Source organism: Symmachiella dynata, assembly GCF_007747995.1.
In the GTDB taxonomy this organism is placed as follows: domain Bacteria; phylum Planctomycetota; class Planctomycetia; order Planctomycetales; family Planctomycetaceae; genus Symmachiella; species Symmachiella dynata.
This window is the reverse complement of the sequence record NZ_CP036276.1, coordinates 6,381,460-6,396,894: the sequence shown is the minus strand read 5'-3', so window position 1 is coordinate 6,396,894 and position 15,435 is coordinate 6,381,460. Positions and strand designations below refer to the sequence as shown.

General features: G+C 54.5%; 16 protein-coding genes. 9 read left to right on the top strand and 7 right to left on the bottom strand.

Annotation, left to right across the window (positions count from 1 at the left end; translation table 11 throughout):
- Positions 1 to 897, top strand: coding sequence for an alpha/beta fold hydrolase (locus tag Mal52_RS24350; RefSeq protein ID WP_145379115.1), 897 nt, complete (start codon positions 1 to 3; stop codon positions 895 to 897).
- A 14-nt stretch (positions 898 to 911) separates the two neighbouring features.
- Here Mal52_RS24350 and Mal52_RS24345 read toward each other — a convergent pair whose 3' ends face one another.
- From Mal52_RS24345 to Mal52_RS24335, 3 genes are all read right to left on the bottom strand, one after another.
- A complete protein-coding gene (locus Mal52_RS24345; RefSeq protein ID WP_145379114.1) occupies positions 912 to 1,721 on the bottom strand; it encodes a class I SAM-dependent methyltransferase in 810 nt (269 codons plus the stop codon).
- A 32-nt stretch (positions 1,722 to 1,753) separates the two neighbouring features.
- A complete protein-coding gene (locus Mal52_RS24340) occupies positions 1,754 to 2,002 on the bottom strand; it encodes a Trm112 family protein (protein WP_145379113.1) in 249 nt (82 codons plus the stop codon).
- Between the two features lie 152 nt (positions 2,003 to 2,154).
- Positions 2,155 to 3,168, bottom strand: coding sequence for a sugar phosphate isomerase/epimerase family protein (locus Mal52_RS24335; RefSeq protein ID WP_145379112.1), 1,014 nt, complete (start codon positions 3,166 to 3,168; stop codon positions 2,155 to 2,157).
- A 303-nt stretch (positions 3,169 to 3,471) separates the two neighbouring features.
- Here Mal52_RS24335 and Mal52_RS24330 point away from each other — a divergent pair, with 303 nt between their 5' ends.
- Both Mal52_RS24330 and Mal52_RS24325 read left to right on the top strand, forming a co-directional pair.
- Positions 3,472 to 5,697: a tetratricopeptide repeat protein gene (locus Mal52_RS24330; protein WP_145379111.1), complete on the top strand. Its 2,226-nt coding sequence runs from the start codon at positions 3,472 to 3,474 to the stop codon at positions 5,695 to 5,697.
- Between the two features lie 96 nt (positions 5,698 to 5,793).
- Entirely contained in the window at positions 5,794 to 7,083 is a 1,290-nt protein-coding gene (locus Mal52_RS24325) for a 3-keto-disaccharide hydrolase (RefSeq protein ID WP_145379110.1), read from the top strand.
- Positions 7,084 to 7,141: 58 nt separating this feature from the next.
- Here Mal52_RS24325 and Mal52_RS24320 read toward each other — a convergent pair whose 3' ends face one another.
- Positions 7,142 to 8,134, bottom strand: a complete 993-nt coding sequence (locus Mal52_RS24320) for an ABC transporter substrate-binding protein (RefSeq protein WP_145379109.1) — start codon at positions 8,132 to 8,134, stop codon at positions 7,142 to 7,144.
- A 407-nt stretch (positions 8,135 to 8,541) separates the two neighbouring features.
- Here Mal52_RS24320 and Mal52_RS24315 point away from each other — a divergent pair, with 407 nt between their 5' ends.
- Together Mal52_RS24315 and murJ are read left to right on the top strand one after the other, a co-directional pair.
- Positions 8,542 to 8,943 carry a hypothetical protein gene (locus tag Mal52_RS24315; RefSeq protein WP_145379108.1) on the top strand — a complete coding sequence of 134 codons (402 nt, stop codon included), beginning with the start codon at positions 8,542 to 8,544 and terminating at the stop codon, positions 8,941 to 8,943.
- Positions 8,944 to 8,966: 23 nt separating this feature from the next.
- Positions 8,967 to 10,610, top strand: coding sequence for a murein biosynthesis integral membrane protein MurJ (gene murJ, locus Mal52_RS24310; protein ID WP_197534442.1), 1,644 nt, complete (start codon positions 8,967 to 8,969; stop codon positions 10,608 to 10,610).
- 97 nt (positions 10,611 to 10,707) lie between these two features.
- Here the strand turns inward: murJ and Mal52_RS24305 are convergent, their stop codons facing one another.
- From Mal52_RS24305 to Mal52_RS24295, 3 genes are all read right to left on the bottom strand, one after another.
- The gene (locus Mal52_RS24305) at positions 10,708 to 11,562 is read right to left on the bottom strand and encodes a secretin N-terminal domain-containing protein (RefSeq protein ID WP_145379106.1); all 855 of its coding nucleotides are present in this window, start codon (positions 11,560 to 11,562) and stop codon (positions 10,708 to 10,710) included.
- Between the two features lie 68 nt (positions 11,563 to 11,630).
- Positions 11,631 to 12,131 carry an anti-sigma factor family protein gene (locus tag Mal52_RS24300; protein WP_145379105.1) on the bottom strand — a complete coding sequence of 167 codons (501 nt, stop codon included), beginning with the start codon at positions 12,129 to 12,131 and terminating at the stop codon, positions 11,631 to 11,633.
- Positions 12,128 to 12,607, bottom strand: a complete 480-nt coding sequence (locus tag Mal52_RS24295; protein WP_197534441.1) for an RNA polymerase sigma factor — start codon at positions 12,605 to 12,607, stop codon at positions 12,128 to 12,130. The genes Mal52_RS24300 and Mal52_RS24295 overlap by 4 nt, the downstream gene beginning before the upstream one ends.
- Positions 12,608 to 13,169: 562 nt before the next feature.
- On the opposite strand from Mal52_RS24295, the gene Mal52_RS24290 reads away from it, so the two are divergent.
- The 4 genes from Mal52_RS24290 (at position 13,170) to Mal52_RS24275 (ending at position 15,188) form a co-directional block, all read left to right on the top strand.
- The gene (locus Mal52_RS24290) at positions 13,170 to 13,526 is read left to right on the top strand and encodes a hypothetical protein (protein WP_145379103.1); all 357 of its coding nucleotides are present in this window, start codon (positions 13,170 to 13,172) and stop codon (positions 13,524 to 13,526) included.
- A gap of 94 nt (positions 13,527 to 13,620) precedes the next feature.
- A complete protein-coding gene (locus tag Mal52_RS24285; protein ID WP_145379102.1) occupies positions 13,621 to 14,145 on the top strand; it encodes a hypothetical protein in 525 nt (174 codons plus the stop codon).
- Between the two features lie 261 nt (positions 14,146 to 14,406).
- The gene (locus Mal52_RS24280; RefSeq protein WP_145379101.1) at positions 14,407 to 14,676 is read left to right on the top strand and encodes a helix-turn-helix domain-containing protein; all 270 of its coding nucleotides are present in this window, start codon (positions 14,407 to 14,409) and stop codon (positions 14,674 to 14,676) included.
- A complete protein-coding gene (locus Mal52_RS24275) occupies positions 14,673 to 15,188 on the top strand; it encodes an ERCC4 domain-containing protein (protein WP_145379100.1) in 516 nt (171 codons plus the stop codon). Before Mal52_RS24280 ends, Mal52_RS24275 begins: the two co-directional genes overlap by 4 nt.
- The last annotated feature ends 247 nt before the right edge of the window (positions 15,189 to 15,435 follow it).

Here is a 15,435-nt window from a genome sequence, read left to right as displayed (position 1 = left end):
ATGAATTCACGTGCTGGCTTTGAATCGGAATATCCATTTGCGTCGAATTATCTCGACCTCGACGGCGCGCGCTATCATTATCTCGATGAAGGCGCGGGCGAGACGTTGTTGTTCGTGCACGGCAATCCAACGTGGAGCTTTGCTTGGCGGAATTTGATTAAGGACCTTTCGGCGGATTATCGCTGTGTGGCGGTCGATCATATTGGCTGCGGGTTTTCCGATAAGCCGCAGGACTATCCTTATACGCTCGACCAGCATGTGACCAATCTGACAAGATTGATCAACACGCTCGATTTGAACAACACCACGCTGATTGCTCATGACTGGGGCGGCGCAATCGGCATGGGCGCCGCCACTCGATTGCCTGAACGGTTTTCGCGGTTTGTGCTAATGAACACAGCGGCGTTTCGTTCGACATCGATTCCGCTGCGGATTGCCATCTGCCGTATTCCGATATTCGGCACGCTCGCCATTCGCGGCATGAATGCGTTTGCCCGCGCGGCCATTTCGATGGCTGTGGAGAAGCACGAGCGGATGACGCGTGCAGTCCGCACCGGATATCTGGCCCCCTATGGCAATTGGGCGGACCGCATCGCCACGTTGCGGTTTGTGGAGGATATTCCGCTTAAAAAGCAGCATCCCAGCTACGGCACGTTGAAGCAGATCGAAGAGGGTTTACAGCAGTTTCGTGAATACCCGGTGCTGTTTCCCTGGGGAGAGCAGGATTGGTGTTTTACGCCGGACTTCTTAGAGGAGTTTTTGAACTTCTTCCCCAACGCCGAAACGTTGCGGATTCCCGAGGCGGGGCATTATGTGTTTGAGGACGCGCATGAGAAACTCATCCCTCGGATTCGCGAATTTCTTGCGGCGCATCCCCTCAAAGCTGTCGGCGTCTGAATCGTGCAACCGAGTTACGGTTTCGGTTTTTGCTTTTCAAACACGATGATGTGCTGCCAAGGTAAGACGTCGATGGTTTTTGTCCATTTCAATTGATGCTCCGGCAGGCCGATTTCTCGTTTGACTTGGGCTTCACTCATTTTATGGACCCGTTTGATCGGCACGCTGGTGTCCTCTTTACGGTACTCGACAAACACCACACGTCCGCCCGGTTTCATTGCTGCGGAAATCCCTTGGACCATTTCGTAGGGGAAATCAAATTCGTGGTAGACGTCGACCATGATCGCCAAGTCGACCTTTCCGGCGGGCAATTGCGGTGATTTTGTTTTGCCGAGAACCGGCTTGATGTTTTTGATGCCTAGCCGATTGCATTTGGCTTTGAGGGCATCGAGCATTTTCTGTTGGACGTCGACTGCCAGGACCTCGCCGTTGGGGGCGACTTTCTCAGCCATGAGGACGGAGATCACTCCACTCCCCGCGCCGATGTCGGCAATCACCATGCCGGGTTTGAGTTGCAGTGCCTCAATGAGTTTTGAAGTGGCTTCTTCTTCCTCGCGTTCGTCCCGTTCCAACCAGGGCATTCCGGCAAAACCCATGACATGGGCGATCTCACGATCCATGTAGAACTTGCCAATGCCGTTGGGATCGTGGTCTTTGCGAAACGAATACCGCTCCTCTGGTTTTGTCGCATTCTTCTTAGCAGCCGGTTCATCGCCGAATGCGATCGGTAAATCGCTGGCCAGGCTCACAGTCACGAGGACCGCAAACAGCGCCCAGGACCAGAAATGAGTGCGGCAGCCTGAATTCGCATGCGGAAGTCTCATCGCGGCTTTCCTTTATTCTGGACGCCGAGGGATTACGTGGCTTCGAGCGGTTTCCCGGTTTGTGGATCGCGCTGATGCCGCGCCATCACGGCGGACCAATCTTCGGCTGACAACTCGACCGCTTCGTCGATCAGCATGATGGGGATATCGTCTTTGACTTCGTAACGCAGGCGCGACTGCGGGTCTACGCTCACCAGCAAGGCCCCGTCGAGCACGAGGTCTGCTTTGGTCTTGGGGCAAACCAATTTAATTTTTTCGAGCGTATCTTGCGTAAATGCCATGAATTCGCGGCAACGCTATTTTAGCGCGCCGTCCTTCGTCATGAGTGTGTAGAACCAGTTTCAAAACCCGGTTGCGCTTGTTCTCGAAATCTTCAGATCCGTGTCAGTGAGACGCGTCAGCGGGTTTTGAAACGACTTGTCGTCAATACTTCTCAAAAACCACGGGCAGTGCGAATGTGTTCGAAGCCGCGCAAGTCATAATCGATACCGACATAATCCAAGACCGAACAGAGTCCGCGGCAGGCAACGCCCAAACCGTCCGGTCCGCTGAACCCTCCGAATTGTCCGCCCCCTTTGAGGTGCGGTTCTAATTCCAAAAAGACCCCGGGAACTCCCAGCTTCTTCATTTTTTTGTCGAGTTTGGTGACATGCGCGCGGAAATCTCGCAAGATCGCTTCGTGTCCGGTATCGCCCACGTTGGCCGGCACAAAGTTTTTCAAGCGTTCTTCATCGACGACGCCGGTCCAGGATAACGTCGGATCGACGGCGTAGTCTTTGATGTGCATCCAGCCGATGTGCTTGCGCATCGCTTCGTATTCATCAAAACATTCGACCGGTGTGAGATTTTGGCAGGCGAGGTTGCCTCCGTCGAAAATGCAGACCATGTGCGGGCTGTTGACTTTTCGCGACAACTCAGCCAGCAGTCGCCCGTTCTGTCCGATCAGATTGGCTTCGACTTCCAACCCGAAGATCACGCCGCCCGCGGCACAGGCTTCGACGATTTGTGCGAGTTGATCGACTGCTTGGTCAACGTGTTCAGCGGGATCGGTCCCGGCGGGATGATAAAACGAAAATCCGCGGATCAATTTGGTGTCCAATTGATTGGCGCGGTCGATGGCCGTTTTCACGTCCGTCGCCAAATACTTTTTGAAGGGCACAAACTTGTTGTGCGATCCATCATCGACGTCCAGCAGTTTGACCTTGCCGATCGGCGAGCCAATGCTCGTCACGTGCATGCCGTAATCGGCGTGCAGTTTGTTGAGTTTTTTAATTTCCTGTTTGGTCAGCGCCATCACATTTTTGACTTCGCCGGAAACATCGACGAAACGAGGGCTGTAGTATTCCAGCCCCAATGCGGACAATGTGGCCATTTGTTCAATGGCCGTTTTGGACACGGCACCTTCGTCGGCAAAGGCGCTCAGAATGACTTTGGGATTTTGCGACATCGTCAGGAGCAATCTATCCGTATCGGGAAATTTGTGGAGTCTGATATCAACGCAGAAACCGCATCGGTTTCCCGGATTGTAAAGGATGAGCCCCCTAGGTAAAGCATGCGGCAAAAATGTCCGCCCGAGCAGCTCCTCAGCGGTAATTCTCGATCTTCACGCTCCGGGTCGCTTGGCTTGTTGTTCCCGCCAAGATGCTCCACAATCATGAATGGACGGTTTTCCAGGCTCCCCCCTCAGATAGTCGCAGTCGCCAACCGCACCGAACAGCTTTGATTCACCGAAATCGGAAAATAGACCGGAATGAAGAAACGGATTTGGATAGGACTGATTCTCGCCGCCGCCATCTTGGCGGTAATCGCGTGGCCGACGCTGGATTGGTATATCGCCTTGCCGGAAGGCCGCACGGCGACGTTTGTGGGCCGGCAGTCCTGTATCGAATGCCATTCCTCGGAGTACAAAAAGTGGCAAGGCTCGGATCACGATCTGGCCATGGACTTGGCGACGCCGGAATTCGTGTTGGGTGACTTCAATGATACACAATTGGAACATCACGGCATCGTTTCCAAAATGCAGCGTCGCGGCGACGATTATTTCGTCGAAACCCAAGGCCCCGACGGCGAGACGGCGGAGTTTCAAGTCAAATATGTTTTTGGCTACCATCCACTCCAACAATACCTGACCGAGCTGGAACGGGGGCAAGTCCAGGTTTTACCGGTGACGTGGGACACAGAGGAGAAGCGTTGGTATTACGCCAATCCCGATGCCCCCTTCGGACCGGACGATCCGTTGCATTGGACCGGGTCGGCGCAAAACTGGAACCACATGTGCGCCGACTGCCATTCGACCAATTTCGCCAAAAATTACGACGTCAAAACCGATACGCATAACTATTCGTTTCATGAGATGGACGTCAGTTGCGAAGCGTGTCATGGACCGGGGAGTATCCACGAGGAGTTGGCGAATTCGAATTCGCTGTTCTGGGACCGACATTATGGTTACGGATTGGCGAAGCTCAAAGATCCCAACGCGCGAGCGCAGCTAGAAACTTGCGCTCCCTGCCATTCGCACCGACAACACATTCATCCTGGATTCCAACCGGGAGAGAAGTTTCTCGATCATTTCAATTTATCCTTGCTCGAAGATCATCTCTACCACGCCGACGGACAAATCGACGAAGAGGTCTACGTCTACGGTTCGTTCCTGCAAAGCTTGATGTATCGCAAAGGAGTCCGCTGCACCGATTGCCACGACCCGCACTCGACCCAATTAAAGTTCGAGGGGAATAAGCTCTGCACGCAGTGCCATTTGCCGGCGAAATACGACGGCCCCAACCACCATCATCACAAGATCGGCACCGATGGCGCTTCTTGCGTGGAATGCCACATGCCGTCGAAAAAATACATGGTCGTCGATCCCCGCCGCGATCACAGCCTGCGCGTGCCACGTCCCGATTTGACCGTCAAGATTGGCACGCCCAATGCCTGTAATGGTTGTCACACAAAACCGGAAGAATCCCCGCAGTGGGCGGCGGACAAAATCGTTGAATGGTATGGCCCCAAGCGGCGGCAGGATCCGCATTATGGTGAGATCATCGATGCCGGTCGAAAGAGCGCACCGTCGGCGGTGCCCAAATTGGCCAAACTGGCCCGCAATCGAGAAGAAGGGGCCATCGTGCGGGCGACAGCCGTGTCGTTGTTAGCGACCCGTTTTAATACTAACGCCAGCCGCAACGCGGTTTATAAGGCGCTTGAGGATGGCGACCCCTTGGTCCGGACGGCGGCGCTGCGATTGTTTGAGGGTTGGCAACCCCGCTCTCGCGAAGAGGCGGACGAACAAAAACGCCGTTTGGCTCCGCTACTTAAAGATACGTCCCGGTTGGTTCGGGTGACAGCAGCGCGACTACTGTCTGCATTGCCGCCGGGGGTGTTGAATTCTACCGAAAGCAAAGACCTCGCCGCCGCGTTGGCGGAATACCAAACCGGCCTCAACGCGCATACCGATCAATCAGGCGTCCATTTGAGCTTAGGGCTGCTCTATGCCAACCAAGGCAAACCGCAGCAATCGGCCGACGAATACCGCACCGCGATTCGCTTAGAACCGAGCGTTGCCGGGCCGCGTTCAAATTTGGCGGGGCTGCTTGAACAACAAGGGGAGACAGATGAAGTCCGCCAGCTTCGCGAAGAAGAAGCGGAGATTCTCGCTCGTGATGCGCGGCTACTCCCGAACAATGCGACGATCCATTATCGTTTGGGATTGGTGAATTATTTGCTCGGGCGGGAGGAGCAGGCGATGACGGCGCTGGAACGAGCCTACGTGCTTGACCCGACGAGTCCCGATTTTTTAATGATGCTGACCCTGCTCTATGAAAAGCAACAACAATGGGACAAAGCGGTCGATGCCGCCGACCGGTTGATGCGGTTACAACCGGGCAATCGGATGTTCTTGGAAATGAAAACACGGATCGAGCAAGGCGCTGCCCAGCGACGTCGCCCGACGATTGGTCCGCCCGAAAAGACGGGCAACTGAGCGGAGTGTGACGCTTTCCCCTTTTGGGTAAATTTGTGCTTGAATCATACTCGGGTGCTGTGGAATCCGAATCAATAAAATTTGAGGGAGCCTGTGATGCGAAATAGCTTTTGGGTGTTGAGTCTGCTTGTATTGTCCGCGGCCGGTTGTGCCCAAGAGGAACCGGTCCCTGCCGCCGTTGATTCTCCGGTGGAGGAATCTGAAAAAGTGGCAGCGCCCGCTAAAGCCGAACAGAAAGCGGCTGTCGCCACACAGCACCGACCGTTGTCGCGTGCGGAGATCACCGAGGGGTGGATTCAACTGTTTGATGGTGAATCGCTGTTTGGTTGGAAGGCGACAAACGATGTGAACTGGAGCGTTGAGAATGGCGAAATCGTCGCCTCGGCGGGCGAACCGGGTTGGTTGAACACGACCACGCAATTTGCCGACTACGAACTGCGCTGCGAATGCTGGGTCGAAAAGGGAGGCAACAGCGGCTTGTTTTTGCGCGCGCCGCTCGAACCCCAGGACCCGTCAGCCGATTGCTATGAATTCAATCTGTGCGACACGCACGCGGCATTTGCCACGGCCAGTTTGGTGACGCGGCAACAGCCGGCGCAACCGGTTGCCAACGACGGTGAGTGGGTGGCATATCACATCACCGTGGGGGGAAATCAGATCATCGCCAAGGTCGACGGCAAAACAGTTCTCGATTTCACCGACGAAAGTCCCGATCGGCCGGTCACCGGGTACATTGGGCTACAATTTCGCGAAGGGACGGTCAAATTTCGCAATATCGCTTTAAAACCGTTGGGAACCTCGCCGATTTTTAACGGCACCGATCTCACCGGTTGGCGTGTGGTCGAAGGGGGCAAAAGTACGTTCGAAGTCCAGGAGGGAGCCATTCACGTTTCCGATGGTCGGGGCTATCTGGAAAGCGAATCGACATGGGACGACTTTGTATTGCAAGCGGAAATTATTTCCAATGGCGAACACCTCAACTCCGGCATCTTCTTCCGGGCGCTGCCTGCTCCCTCAGCCGATCAGATGAATGGTTATGAAGCGCAGGTCCGCAACGAGTGGAAAGGGGATGATCGCAATCAACCGGTCGATTTTGGTACCGGTGGTATTTATCGTCGTGTCCCCACGCGGCGGGTGATCAGTTCTGATCACGAGTGGTTCACGATGACGGTCATCGCGCAGGCCGCTCACGTGGCGGTCTGGGTCGATGGTTTTCCCGTAACCGATTGGACGGACGAGCGCGCACCGGCTGAGAATCCTCGCGAAGGTTTGCGCACCGCAGCGGGACACTTCAGTATTCAAGGACACGACCCGACCACCGACTTGTCCTTCCGAAAGCTCCGCGTCGCCAAATTGCCCCCGCCGCGAATCAAAGAAACGCCGTAGGGGATTTCGATAGTCGCGATTCAACATCGTGCGAACGGCGCAGCGGGCTCTTTTCGGCTTAGTACTGTTCCGGTTTGAGCAACCGTTGCATCTCTTCGGTGTTCATATTTTCGGGCGTGGCGACGTATTCGCCGGTGACGATTCGTTTTTCGACCTCTTCGCCTTGGAGATGCTTCATCATCGACATCACCGCTTCGTAGCCCATCTTGACCGGGTCCTGCAGCACGATGCCATGGACCTGATCGTTGGACAGTCCGTCAATCAACGGTTCGTTGGGGTCGAAACCGACGAATTTCACTTTGCCGGTCAGCCCCAATTGTTCAATCGCTTTGCGAACTCCTTCGCCGTTCGGTTCGCAGACAGCGAAGATTCCGTTGACCTGTCCTTCATATTTCTGCAGGATCTGCGTGGCATTGGCAAAGGCTTCTTCCGGGGTGACACCGGCGTATTGGTCTGAGGAAATCACATTGACTTCGGGATAGGCCTCTTTGAGTTTCGCCAGAAATCCTTCTTCGCGTTGTTCGGTACTTTCGCTGCCGGTTTTGTAACGCAGCAGGATCACGTTCCCCTTGCCGCCGATACTTTCGGCCAAGGTCTGGGCGGCTAATTCTCCGCCGTGCCAATTGTCAGTCGCCACGTAGGAGACCGTATTCGATTCATCATCCAAGCCGCTGTCAAAAATAACGACGGGAATTCCCGCTTCCTTGGCGACGTTGACGTGCTCGATGAGCGCTTGCGAATCAAGTGGTGCTAGACAAATGCCATCTACTTTTTTGACGATGAAATCCTGTACCACATCGACTTGGCCTTTCGTGTCGGACTCCAGCAACGGGCCTTTCCAGAGCACCATAACATTCCCTAGTTCGTCGGCAGCGTTCTGGGCACCGGCGTGGACCGATTTCCAAAACACGTGCGACGTCCCTTTGGGGATCACCGCAATCGTATATTGTTTTTCGCCGGAACCGGTGTTTGTCTCGGTCGACGATGTGTCGTCCCCGCCGCAGCCGACGGCTAGGGCCAAAATACCAACCAGGAAAATGCGGGGCGTCATGGGGGCTCCAACAAAAATCTCAATGAAGGGATGACTCGACGGGTAGGGAAATCCATTAGCTCGTTGCATCGTACCAGCCTCGTAAGGCGGCACCAAGTCTGCCACGAATTCTGCCGCTGTCGGATGCAATGTTTGCTCGTTGATTACTTCTATTGCAGGCGTTTCGAGCGTTCATGGTGACGTTCTGATTTGCTGGAGTCACTTCAGTCCTGGTGAACCGGTCGCGGGAATTCGCCGGCAAAGTTCGGCCTCAATCCTGCCCGGATTTGTTGAATGTTCCCCATGTCGGTTTTTGGTCGTTTTTATCTGAGAACTTATCTTGCCGCAGATTCGGTGTTGGGATAGAATTGCGAAATTCGTTTGCTGTTATTTCCCAACTTTGCACCGAGAGTGCAAAGGAGTCGGTCGTGGCTTGTTTGAGCGTATACCAGGAAGGGCTTCGCGAAGCCGAGCGCCATAAGTGGATCGAAAGCGAAAAGCGGGGGTGGGACGTCGGATCTGTCGCCCTCGGCCAATGGTACGATCGCTACTGGCCCCACTATTGTCGCGGCAAATGTTTAGAGCATTTGACCGGCAGGCAACACTGGACGGAGTTCGGTGACGACGACTTCGGTCTGATTCCCCGACTGCTGGTCGAAAACGACCTGCTGCTGGATCGCATCCTCGATCGCGTGCTTCGCGGTTATGAAAATCTGGATGTGATCTGCTGGTCCTTGGAATGGGGGCTGCCAATCGATCCTGTCATGAGCATTCTGCACCAGTTGAATATCAACCGGGCACGGCTCGAACCGGTTCCCGCCCGCATCTGAGGCATAACGACCTGTTAACCTCCGTGCAGAATCCCTCTGAAACTGCGGCTGAATCCGGTATCGTCGGTGGTGAAGCGGACGCTCCCGATCAGCATCGGCAACGGCTCTTTTCGGGACTACGCATCGTCAGCCTTTGCACATTGCTCAGTCGGGTTTTAGGTCTGATCCGCGACATGGGCATGGCCGCACTGTTTGGTCTGACTCCAATCGCCGACCACTTTGTTGTTGCCTTCAGCATTCCCAATCTCGCTCGGCGTCTGTTTGGCGAGGGAGCCCTCTCCGCATCGTTCCTGCCTGTGCTCACGCGGGAACTGCAAAAACCGGATCGCGAAAACGTCTGGAGACTCGTCAGCGCCGTCTTTGCGCTGTTGACCGTTTCTTTGACCGCCTTGGTGCTTGTCGGTGAACTCGGGATCTGGGGGCTGCTCAAATGGGGTAGTCACGACACGGACATCCACATCCTCTTGGGCCTCACCGCAGCTATGTTGCCTTATCTGATTTTGATCTGCCTGGCTGCGCAGGTGAGTGCGGTGCTACACGTGTTGGGACATTTTACGTTACCCGCTTTGGTGCCGGTGATGTTAAATCTGTTTTGGATCGCCACGTTGTGGTTGGTCGCACCGTTTTTCGCTCCCGATGCGCTGAGTCAGGCCTATGTGATCGCCGTTGCCATTGTCATTGCCGGTGGGGTGCAAGTCGCCATGCAGTGGCCGCTGCTCAAAAAATATGGCTTTCACTTTCGCACGGACTGGAGTTCAGCGATGCCCCGCGTTCGCGAAATCGTGTGGGCCACGTTGCCGGTCATGTTGGGCATGTCGACCACGCTGATCAATACCCTCGCGGACCGAATGATTGCCTGGGGCTTTGCCCGGTTTTTAGAGAATCCGCCACTTCAGGAGGGGGCAGCAGCGGCGCTCTATTATGCCCAGCGGCTCTACCAATTCCCGCTCGGTGTGTTTGGCGTCGCACTGGGCACGGTGTTGTTTCCCCTGCTCGCGCGGCATGCGGCACAGCAACGCTATGACCTCTTGCGGCACGATTTGACATTGGGACTGCGGTTGGTGGTCGCCATCGGTTTTCCCGCCAGTGTGGGTTTAGTACTGCTGGCGCGACCGCTGGCGACAACCTTGTTTGAATATGGCGAATTCGATGCCGGTGACTCGGCGCGCACGGCTGGGTTGATCGCCGCGTATGGCTGCGGCGTTTGGGCCTATTGCGGGCAATTGATTTTATACCGGGCGTATTATGCGCTCGATGACCGTACGACACCCCTCCGAGTGGGGTTAGCAAGCGTGGGTGTGAATCTGGCACTGAATCTGACATTGATCTGGCCGCTGGGCGGAGAAGGCTTGGCGTACGCGACCACGATTTCCGCCACGCTACAAGTGCTTGTGCTAACGTGGATGATCCAATCCCGCGCCGGACAGGTCGACGGCCGCCGCTTGTGGGGAACTATCCTCAAATCCGGTATCGCAACCGCCGTGATGTCGGCAGCATGCTTTCTCGCCATGTGGATGTGCGGTGAGGCCCAAGGAATCCCATCCCGCGTGCTGAGCGTGGTGATACCGGTCGTGGTATCGGTCATCGTTTATTATGCCGCTGCGACGCTGCTGGGCATGAACGAACTAAAAATGCTCCTTCGCCGCAAGGTCGACGAGGAGCACTAGTTCGTAGGTCATGCTGTGCATGACGTTGCTTGGGAAGAGGTGGCATTGGCGAGTGTCGTCATGCACAGCATGACCTACGGCTGCCCATCACCCGACGCTATTTTTCTGAGCGGGCCGTTTCGTCGGCCACGGAATTGGCGTCGAGGACTTGTACGACGAATAGGGATGTTTTGGACTCAATCGGCGCCATGCCGAAGAAGACGGGGCGTCCAATCGGTGCTGAGATTTTCGAGGCGAGTTCGCATGTCGCTTTTCTCGAAGCACCCATCTGTTGCACCACGGGTGATCGTTCAATACTTAAAGAGGTGGTTTGCACATGTACCTCAAGTTCAGCAACTTGATCATCTTTAAATCTTGACGTTCCGCGGACTTTGAATTCGCTTTTCCCTTGTATCGCCGCGGTCCCGCTCCCATCAAATTGCGTTTGTTGAGTCACGTGTTGGTTGATGATGATTTGTCCGGCCGTCACGAGCTTGCCTAGGCCAAATTTTGTACTCAGTTTCTCGACCGTGGGAATCAAGTCTGGCGGAATCGCGGTCGCGTCCCCCTCGACGAGCTTCTCGTCCACCAACCAGACGATGCGAATCATGACGTCCCGCGCGGCGGGTTCATTTGGTTCAAGATTTTTGGGTTCGACATCGAGGCTTTGTAACAAGCTCCCCACTAATTTCTGCGTTTTTTCATCGCCCGAGACAATCAGTGATTTGGTATTGTGATCCACTGCAATTCGGACGGTTTTAGACGTGTCGGAGTGTTCAACGATCCTAGCGATTGTAGACATCAAGCCCGAAGCGTCCTGATGTTTGACGCGATAAATCTTGACTAAATGTTCGGGCGTTTGTTTTTCCTGCGTTTGCTGGGCTTCCTGAGCATATGCCGTCATGGCCCCGTTTAAAACCAACAACGACAAAAGTCCGGCAAACAATATCCGGCTCTGATAGCGATTCAACATGAAATGGCTCCTTGATAGTCAACGGTAATTTCCGCAGTGAAAAAACGTCCGTCCCGCAGCACTAATTTTCAGTCTTCATCACCATCAGGCTGATACACCGGGTAGACCCACACCACCGTCACGTCCGGATCGCCGATATCAATCGGCACGCCAATCACATCGTCCGGCAACTCCACGTGGGTGACTGACGGTGGAGGCGTGACATCCGCAATCTGGTCCTCGACCGCGACCTCCGGTACATCTTGCCGCGCGGTGAGCGCCGCAAAAAACAAACCGGCCATCAAACAAACCGCCGCCACCGCTGCCGCAAACCGGCGGGCGCGTGACGGTTCACGGGACGGCGATGGGGCCGGTTCGTACATCGCCTGAATGGATTGCAACAGCCCTGCAGGTGGGGTTTCCAACGTGCGAGAGGCCCGCGATAATTCTGCTCGCAATGCTCGCCACTGCGCCACTTCTTCGCCGCACGCCGCGCAGTCTTCGACATGCTGTTCAAACAACGGTTCCCAGTCGCACGGCAATTCACCGGACAGGTAGTCGTCGAGCCATTGGCAATCGAGTGGTTTCATGATTCCGCCTGAAACTTCTCACGCATCTGTTTACGGGCCAAGCTCAGGTGCACCTTGGCTGTGCCCGGATTGATCTGTAATACTTCCGCGACCTGTGCCAACGACAATTCCTCCACGGCGACCAAATGTAACACCTCACGTTGTCGCGGCGGCAGGTTGTCCAGCATGTCGAGCACGCGCCTCAATTCCTCACGACTCTCTAGCGATTGCTCCGGTGCAACGTTCGTGCAGGGGAGTTCTGTTTCCAACCATTCCGTATCACCGTCACGGCGATTTCTGAGTCCGTCTCGCCACAGGTTCACTGCAATGCGAAACAACCAGGTCCGCATCGCCCGCGGATCACGCAGCGAACCTCGCTTTCGCCACGCCCGCAAAAACGTCTCCTGCGTCAGGTCCTCCGCACGGTGCGGATCTCCAGTAAGTCGCAATGCAAAGCGATACACACGCGAAACATAATCTGCAATTCCGTCGCTCACTTTGACGGGTCCGCTCCCAAGCGCCCTGCGAATCCAATGAATCGCGAATCGTCATGTCTCCGGCCTGCAAAATTAATAGTCTAACCTAACAGACGCGAGATACGCGAAATGGTTAAAGACGAATCCCCGCAAAAGCAGATTTTTTCAAGATTCGCGAGAGTCTACGGAAAACGACCGGCAACGATCCGATGAGTCCAGGGCGTTGCGAAGTGCCGGTTCAGCGCAGAACGGCCGATAGCCCGGAAGCAGTGAGACAGGCAATAGCACGTGGGCAATCGAAGAGCCGCCCGCTAGTGGAGCACTCGAATTCGGCACAAAAAGAAAGCCCACCGATTGCCATAAACCAATGCAATCGAAGGGCTTTTGCAGAGCCGCCGAAGAGACTTGAACTCTTGACCTACGCATTACGAAACCTGAGCGACTCTGAGATTCGGGTATCGTCTCTGATGTTATGCTGTAAAATCAGGGGTTTAGCGTTTGCCGAAACCAGTCTAGTTGCGGTAGGGCGGGCCGGTTTGTGGTCATGAAAGAGTCATCAGGAATTCAAGGATCGGAACGTAAAATGAGCATTGTCAGCAATACCAAAGAGATCGTTGATCTCATCAGGAAGCTCGACAACCAAGAATTGTACCAAAAGATTTGTGATCTCCGTGACGAGATTTTCGATATCCGTGAACAGAATCTGGAACTCAGAGAGGAATTGAAACGGCTGAAGGAAGCTGAGGACATTTCTAACGAATTAAAACGCGACGGAAATGTTTACATTCGCAAGACCACGGACGGGACGGAAAGTGGTCCTTTTTGCATGGCGTGTTGGGATTATGATCGAAAGCTCGTTAACGTCCGGAAAAATAACCATGGCGGTTTGGTATTCCTAATTTGCAACATTTGCGAAGCTAGAAAAGGGAAAACGAGCTAGAAACAGAGCGGGATAGGCTGATCACCGAACGGCCGGATTGTCTTGCCGGCCTTCCCGCTTGGTTTTCAAGGCATCCACGAAAGACGGTGGGACGATGAGTATTAAATACGATTGTGAATGGTTGATTACGAACTTGTGGATAAAGTCTAAACCGACGCAGGTACACCTTGATCGGCTGACTCGGATTCATGAAAAGTATCCGAACTACGTTCCCAGCGAGTGGCCAAACTTCGCAGAAGTACAAGACATTGCTACGCGGAACGCACAAACCAGCCAATTTTCCGCAGGACTCCGATCCGTGTTGGATCTCATCAATGAGCAACTTGACCCGCCGGACTATTTGCAAGGTCAAACATCCGACCCGGCTGAGGAATCATTGACTGGTCAAGCGCTTCTGATTTATCGGTTTCTCAAGAGCCACAAAGGTTGGACGAGCTATGATACGTTGAAAGAACAACGAGATTTCTGGAGGAATAGTGAGTTCACTACCGACGCGGGAATTAAAGGCGGGCTTGTTCGACTGCAAAAAGGTCTCGGTCTAATAGACACCCCCTGTACCCTGAGGATCAATAACAAGGAGCGTCGCACAAGGCTGGAAAATCTTCCAAAAAATCAATGAATGGGCAAGTTGCCCATCGGTTTGTAATTCGCCTCGATTAAAACGATGCCATATTCAATGGCCCGTTTTGGTTGAGGTTTTTTTGATGACACTTTCAATAATTGAGAAGCTGCCACCGATTGAGGAGATCGAGCGAGAGTTGACCCGTACGAGGCGTGAGGCGTCATTCCTGAAATCACTGTGCACTCTCCTGAAAAACCGTGCGAGCCTTGAGGAAGTGAATGCCCGAATTGCAGAGCATCGCCGAGAGGAGGCCGCAACATGCACGTAGAAGTCCCTATCGACGAAATCCGCGCCGCAGTGCACGAGACGCTCGAATCGATCCGCGAAGACGCGAGCCTGATTGCGGCCGAAAAACTGGCGATCAATGAAGCCAACGCCGCCAAACTTCTTGACGTCGCCAAACACAAACTCGCCGAAGCCCGATACCGTGGCGAAATCGTAGGCAGTCGCGTTGGTAAATCGATCATATACGAGCGGTCCGAGTTGTTGGATTTTCTGCGCCGCCAACGTGAGGAGGGCCAACGATGAGCGCACCTCCGCAACGCCGAATACATGAATTCCTCTTGTGGTGGATATTGATCGACACTCGCGAGCAACTGCCGTTTGATTTTTCGCGGTCGACTGTTGAGACACGCGTGCAAACGCTGGCGACTGGCGATTACAGCGCCGCGACGGAGCATGAGGACTACAGCGACCGAATCTGTATAGAGCGCAAATCAGCCGGAGATTTCCTGAGTTGTATCGGGCACTCTCGAGAGCGATTTGTTCGGGAACTTGAGCGCATGTCCAAATTTGAGTTCGCGGTCGTGATGATTGAGGCGCCGCTCGACTGCATCGTCGAAGGGGACTATTGGACAAAAGTCGAGCCGGCATCAGTTGTCGGCAGCACTATCGCGTGGATGCAACGTTACGGCGTGCACTTCATCTTCGCGCCGAATCGTCGTTATGCGGAGCGATTGACCCTCAAAATGCTCGAGCGTTTTGTTCGAGACGTCCACGAAGGAAAACGCCCCCAGCAGACGGAACGCATTACAGCATAACGCAAGCAACCCCGCCGGGACCGAACCGGCGGGGCGCTGATTTCAACATTCCCGAGGGAGTAAATCGAGAACAACAGAATGGTAGCAACCTACCCCGACACATCAATAGCAACTACGGATCAATGCGAACCGCCGACATGTTTCAATTGCGGCAACGAATCCGACGCGACTTGGAATCCCGAGAGCGGGAGCGCCGAGCCGCTGCATGTCTGTGTGTTGTGCTCTACACGCGTTTTCGCAGCTATGG

Coding starts and splice junctions, on each gene's coding strand:
- Mal52_RS24335 (WP_145379112.1), bottom strand. CDS start 3,168: ATGTCGCAAAATCCCAAAGTCATTCTGAGCGCCTTTGCCGACGAAGGT.
- Mal52_RS24285 (WP_145379102.1), top strand. CDS start 13,621: ATGAGTATTAAATACGATTGTGAATGGTTGATTACGAACTTGTGGATA.
- Mal52_RS24330 (WP_145379111.1), top strand. CDS start 3,472: ATGAAGAAACGGATTTGGATAGGACTGATTCTCGCCGCCGCCATCTTG.
- Mal52_RS24290 (WP_145379103.1), top strand. CDS start 13,170: ATGAGCATTGTCAGCAATACCAAAGAGATCGTTGATCTCATCAGGAAG.
- Mal52_RS24280 (WP_145379101.1), top strand. CDS start 14,407: ATGCACGTAGAAGTCCCTATCGACGAAATCCGCGCCGCAGTGCACGAG.
- Mal52_RS24305 (WP_145379106.1), bottom strand. CDS start 11,562: ATGTTGAATCGCTATCAGAGCCGGATATTGTTTGCCGGACTTTTGTCG.
- Mal52_RS24275 (WP_145379100.1), top strand. CDS start 14,673: ATGAGCGCACCTCCGCAACGCCGAATACATGAATTCCTCTTGTGGTGG.
- Mal52_RS24320 (WP_145379109.1), bottom strand. CDS start 8,134: ATGACGCCCCGCATTTTCCTGGTTGGTATTTTGGCCCTAGCCGTCGGC.
- Mal52_RS24325 (WP_145379110.1), top strand. CDS start 5,794: ATGCGAAATAGCTTTTGGGTGTTGAGTCTGCTTGTATTGTCCGCGGCC.
- Mal52_RS24345 (WP_145379114.1), bottom strand. CDS start 1,721: ATGAGACTTCCGCATGCGAATTCAGGCTGCCGCACTCATTTCTGGTCC.
- Mal52_RS24300 (WP_145379105.1), bottom strand. CDS start 12,131: ATGAAACCACTCGATTGCCAATGGCTCGACGACTACCTGTCCGGTGAA.
- Mal52_RS24340 (WP_145379113.1), bottom strand. CDS start 2,002: ATGGCATTTACGCAAGATACGCTCGAAAAAATTAAATTGGTTTGCCCC.
- Mal52_RS24350 (WP_145379115.1), top strand. CDS start 1: ATGAATTCACGTGCTGGCTTTGAATCGGAATATCCATTTGCGTCGAAT.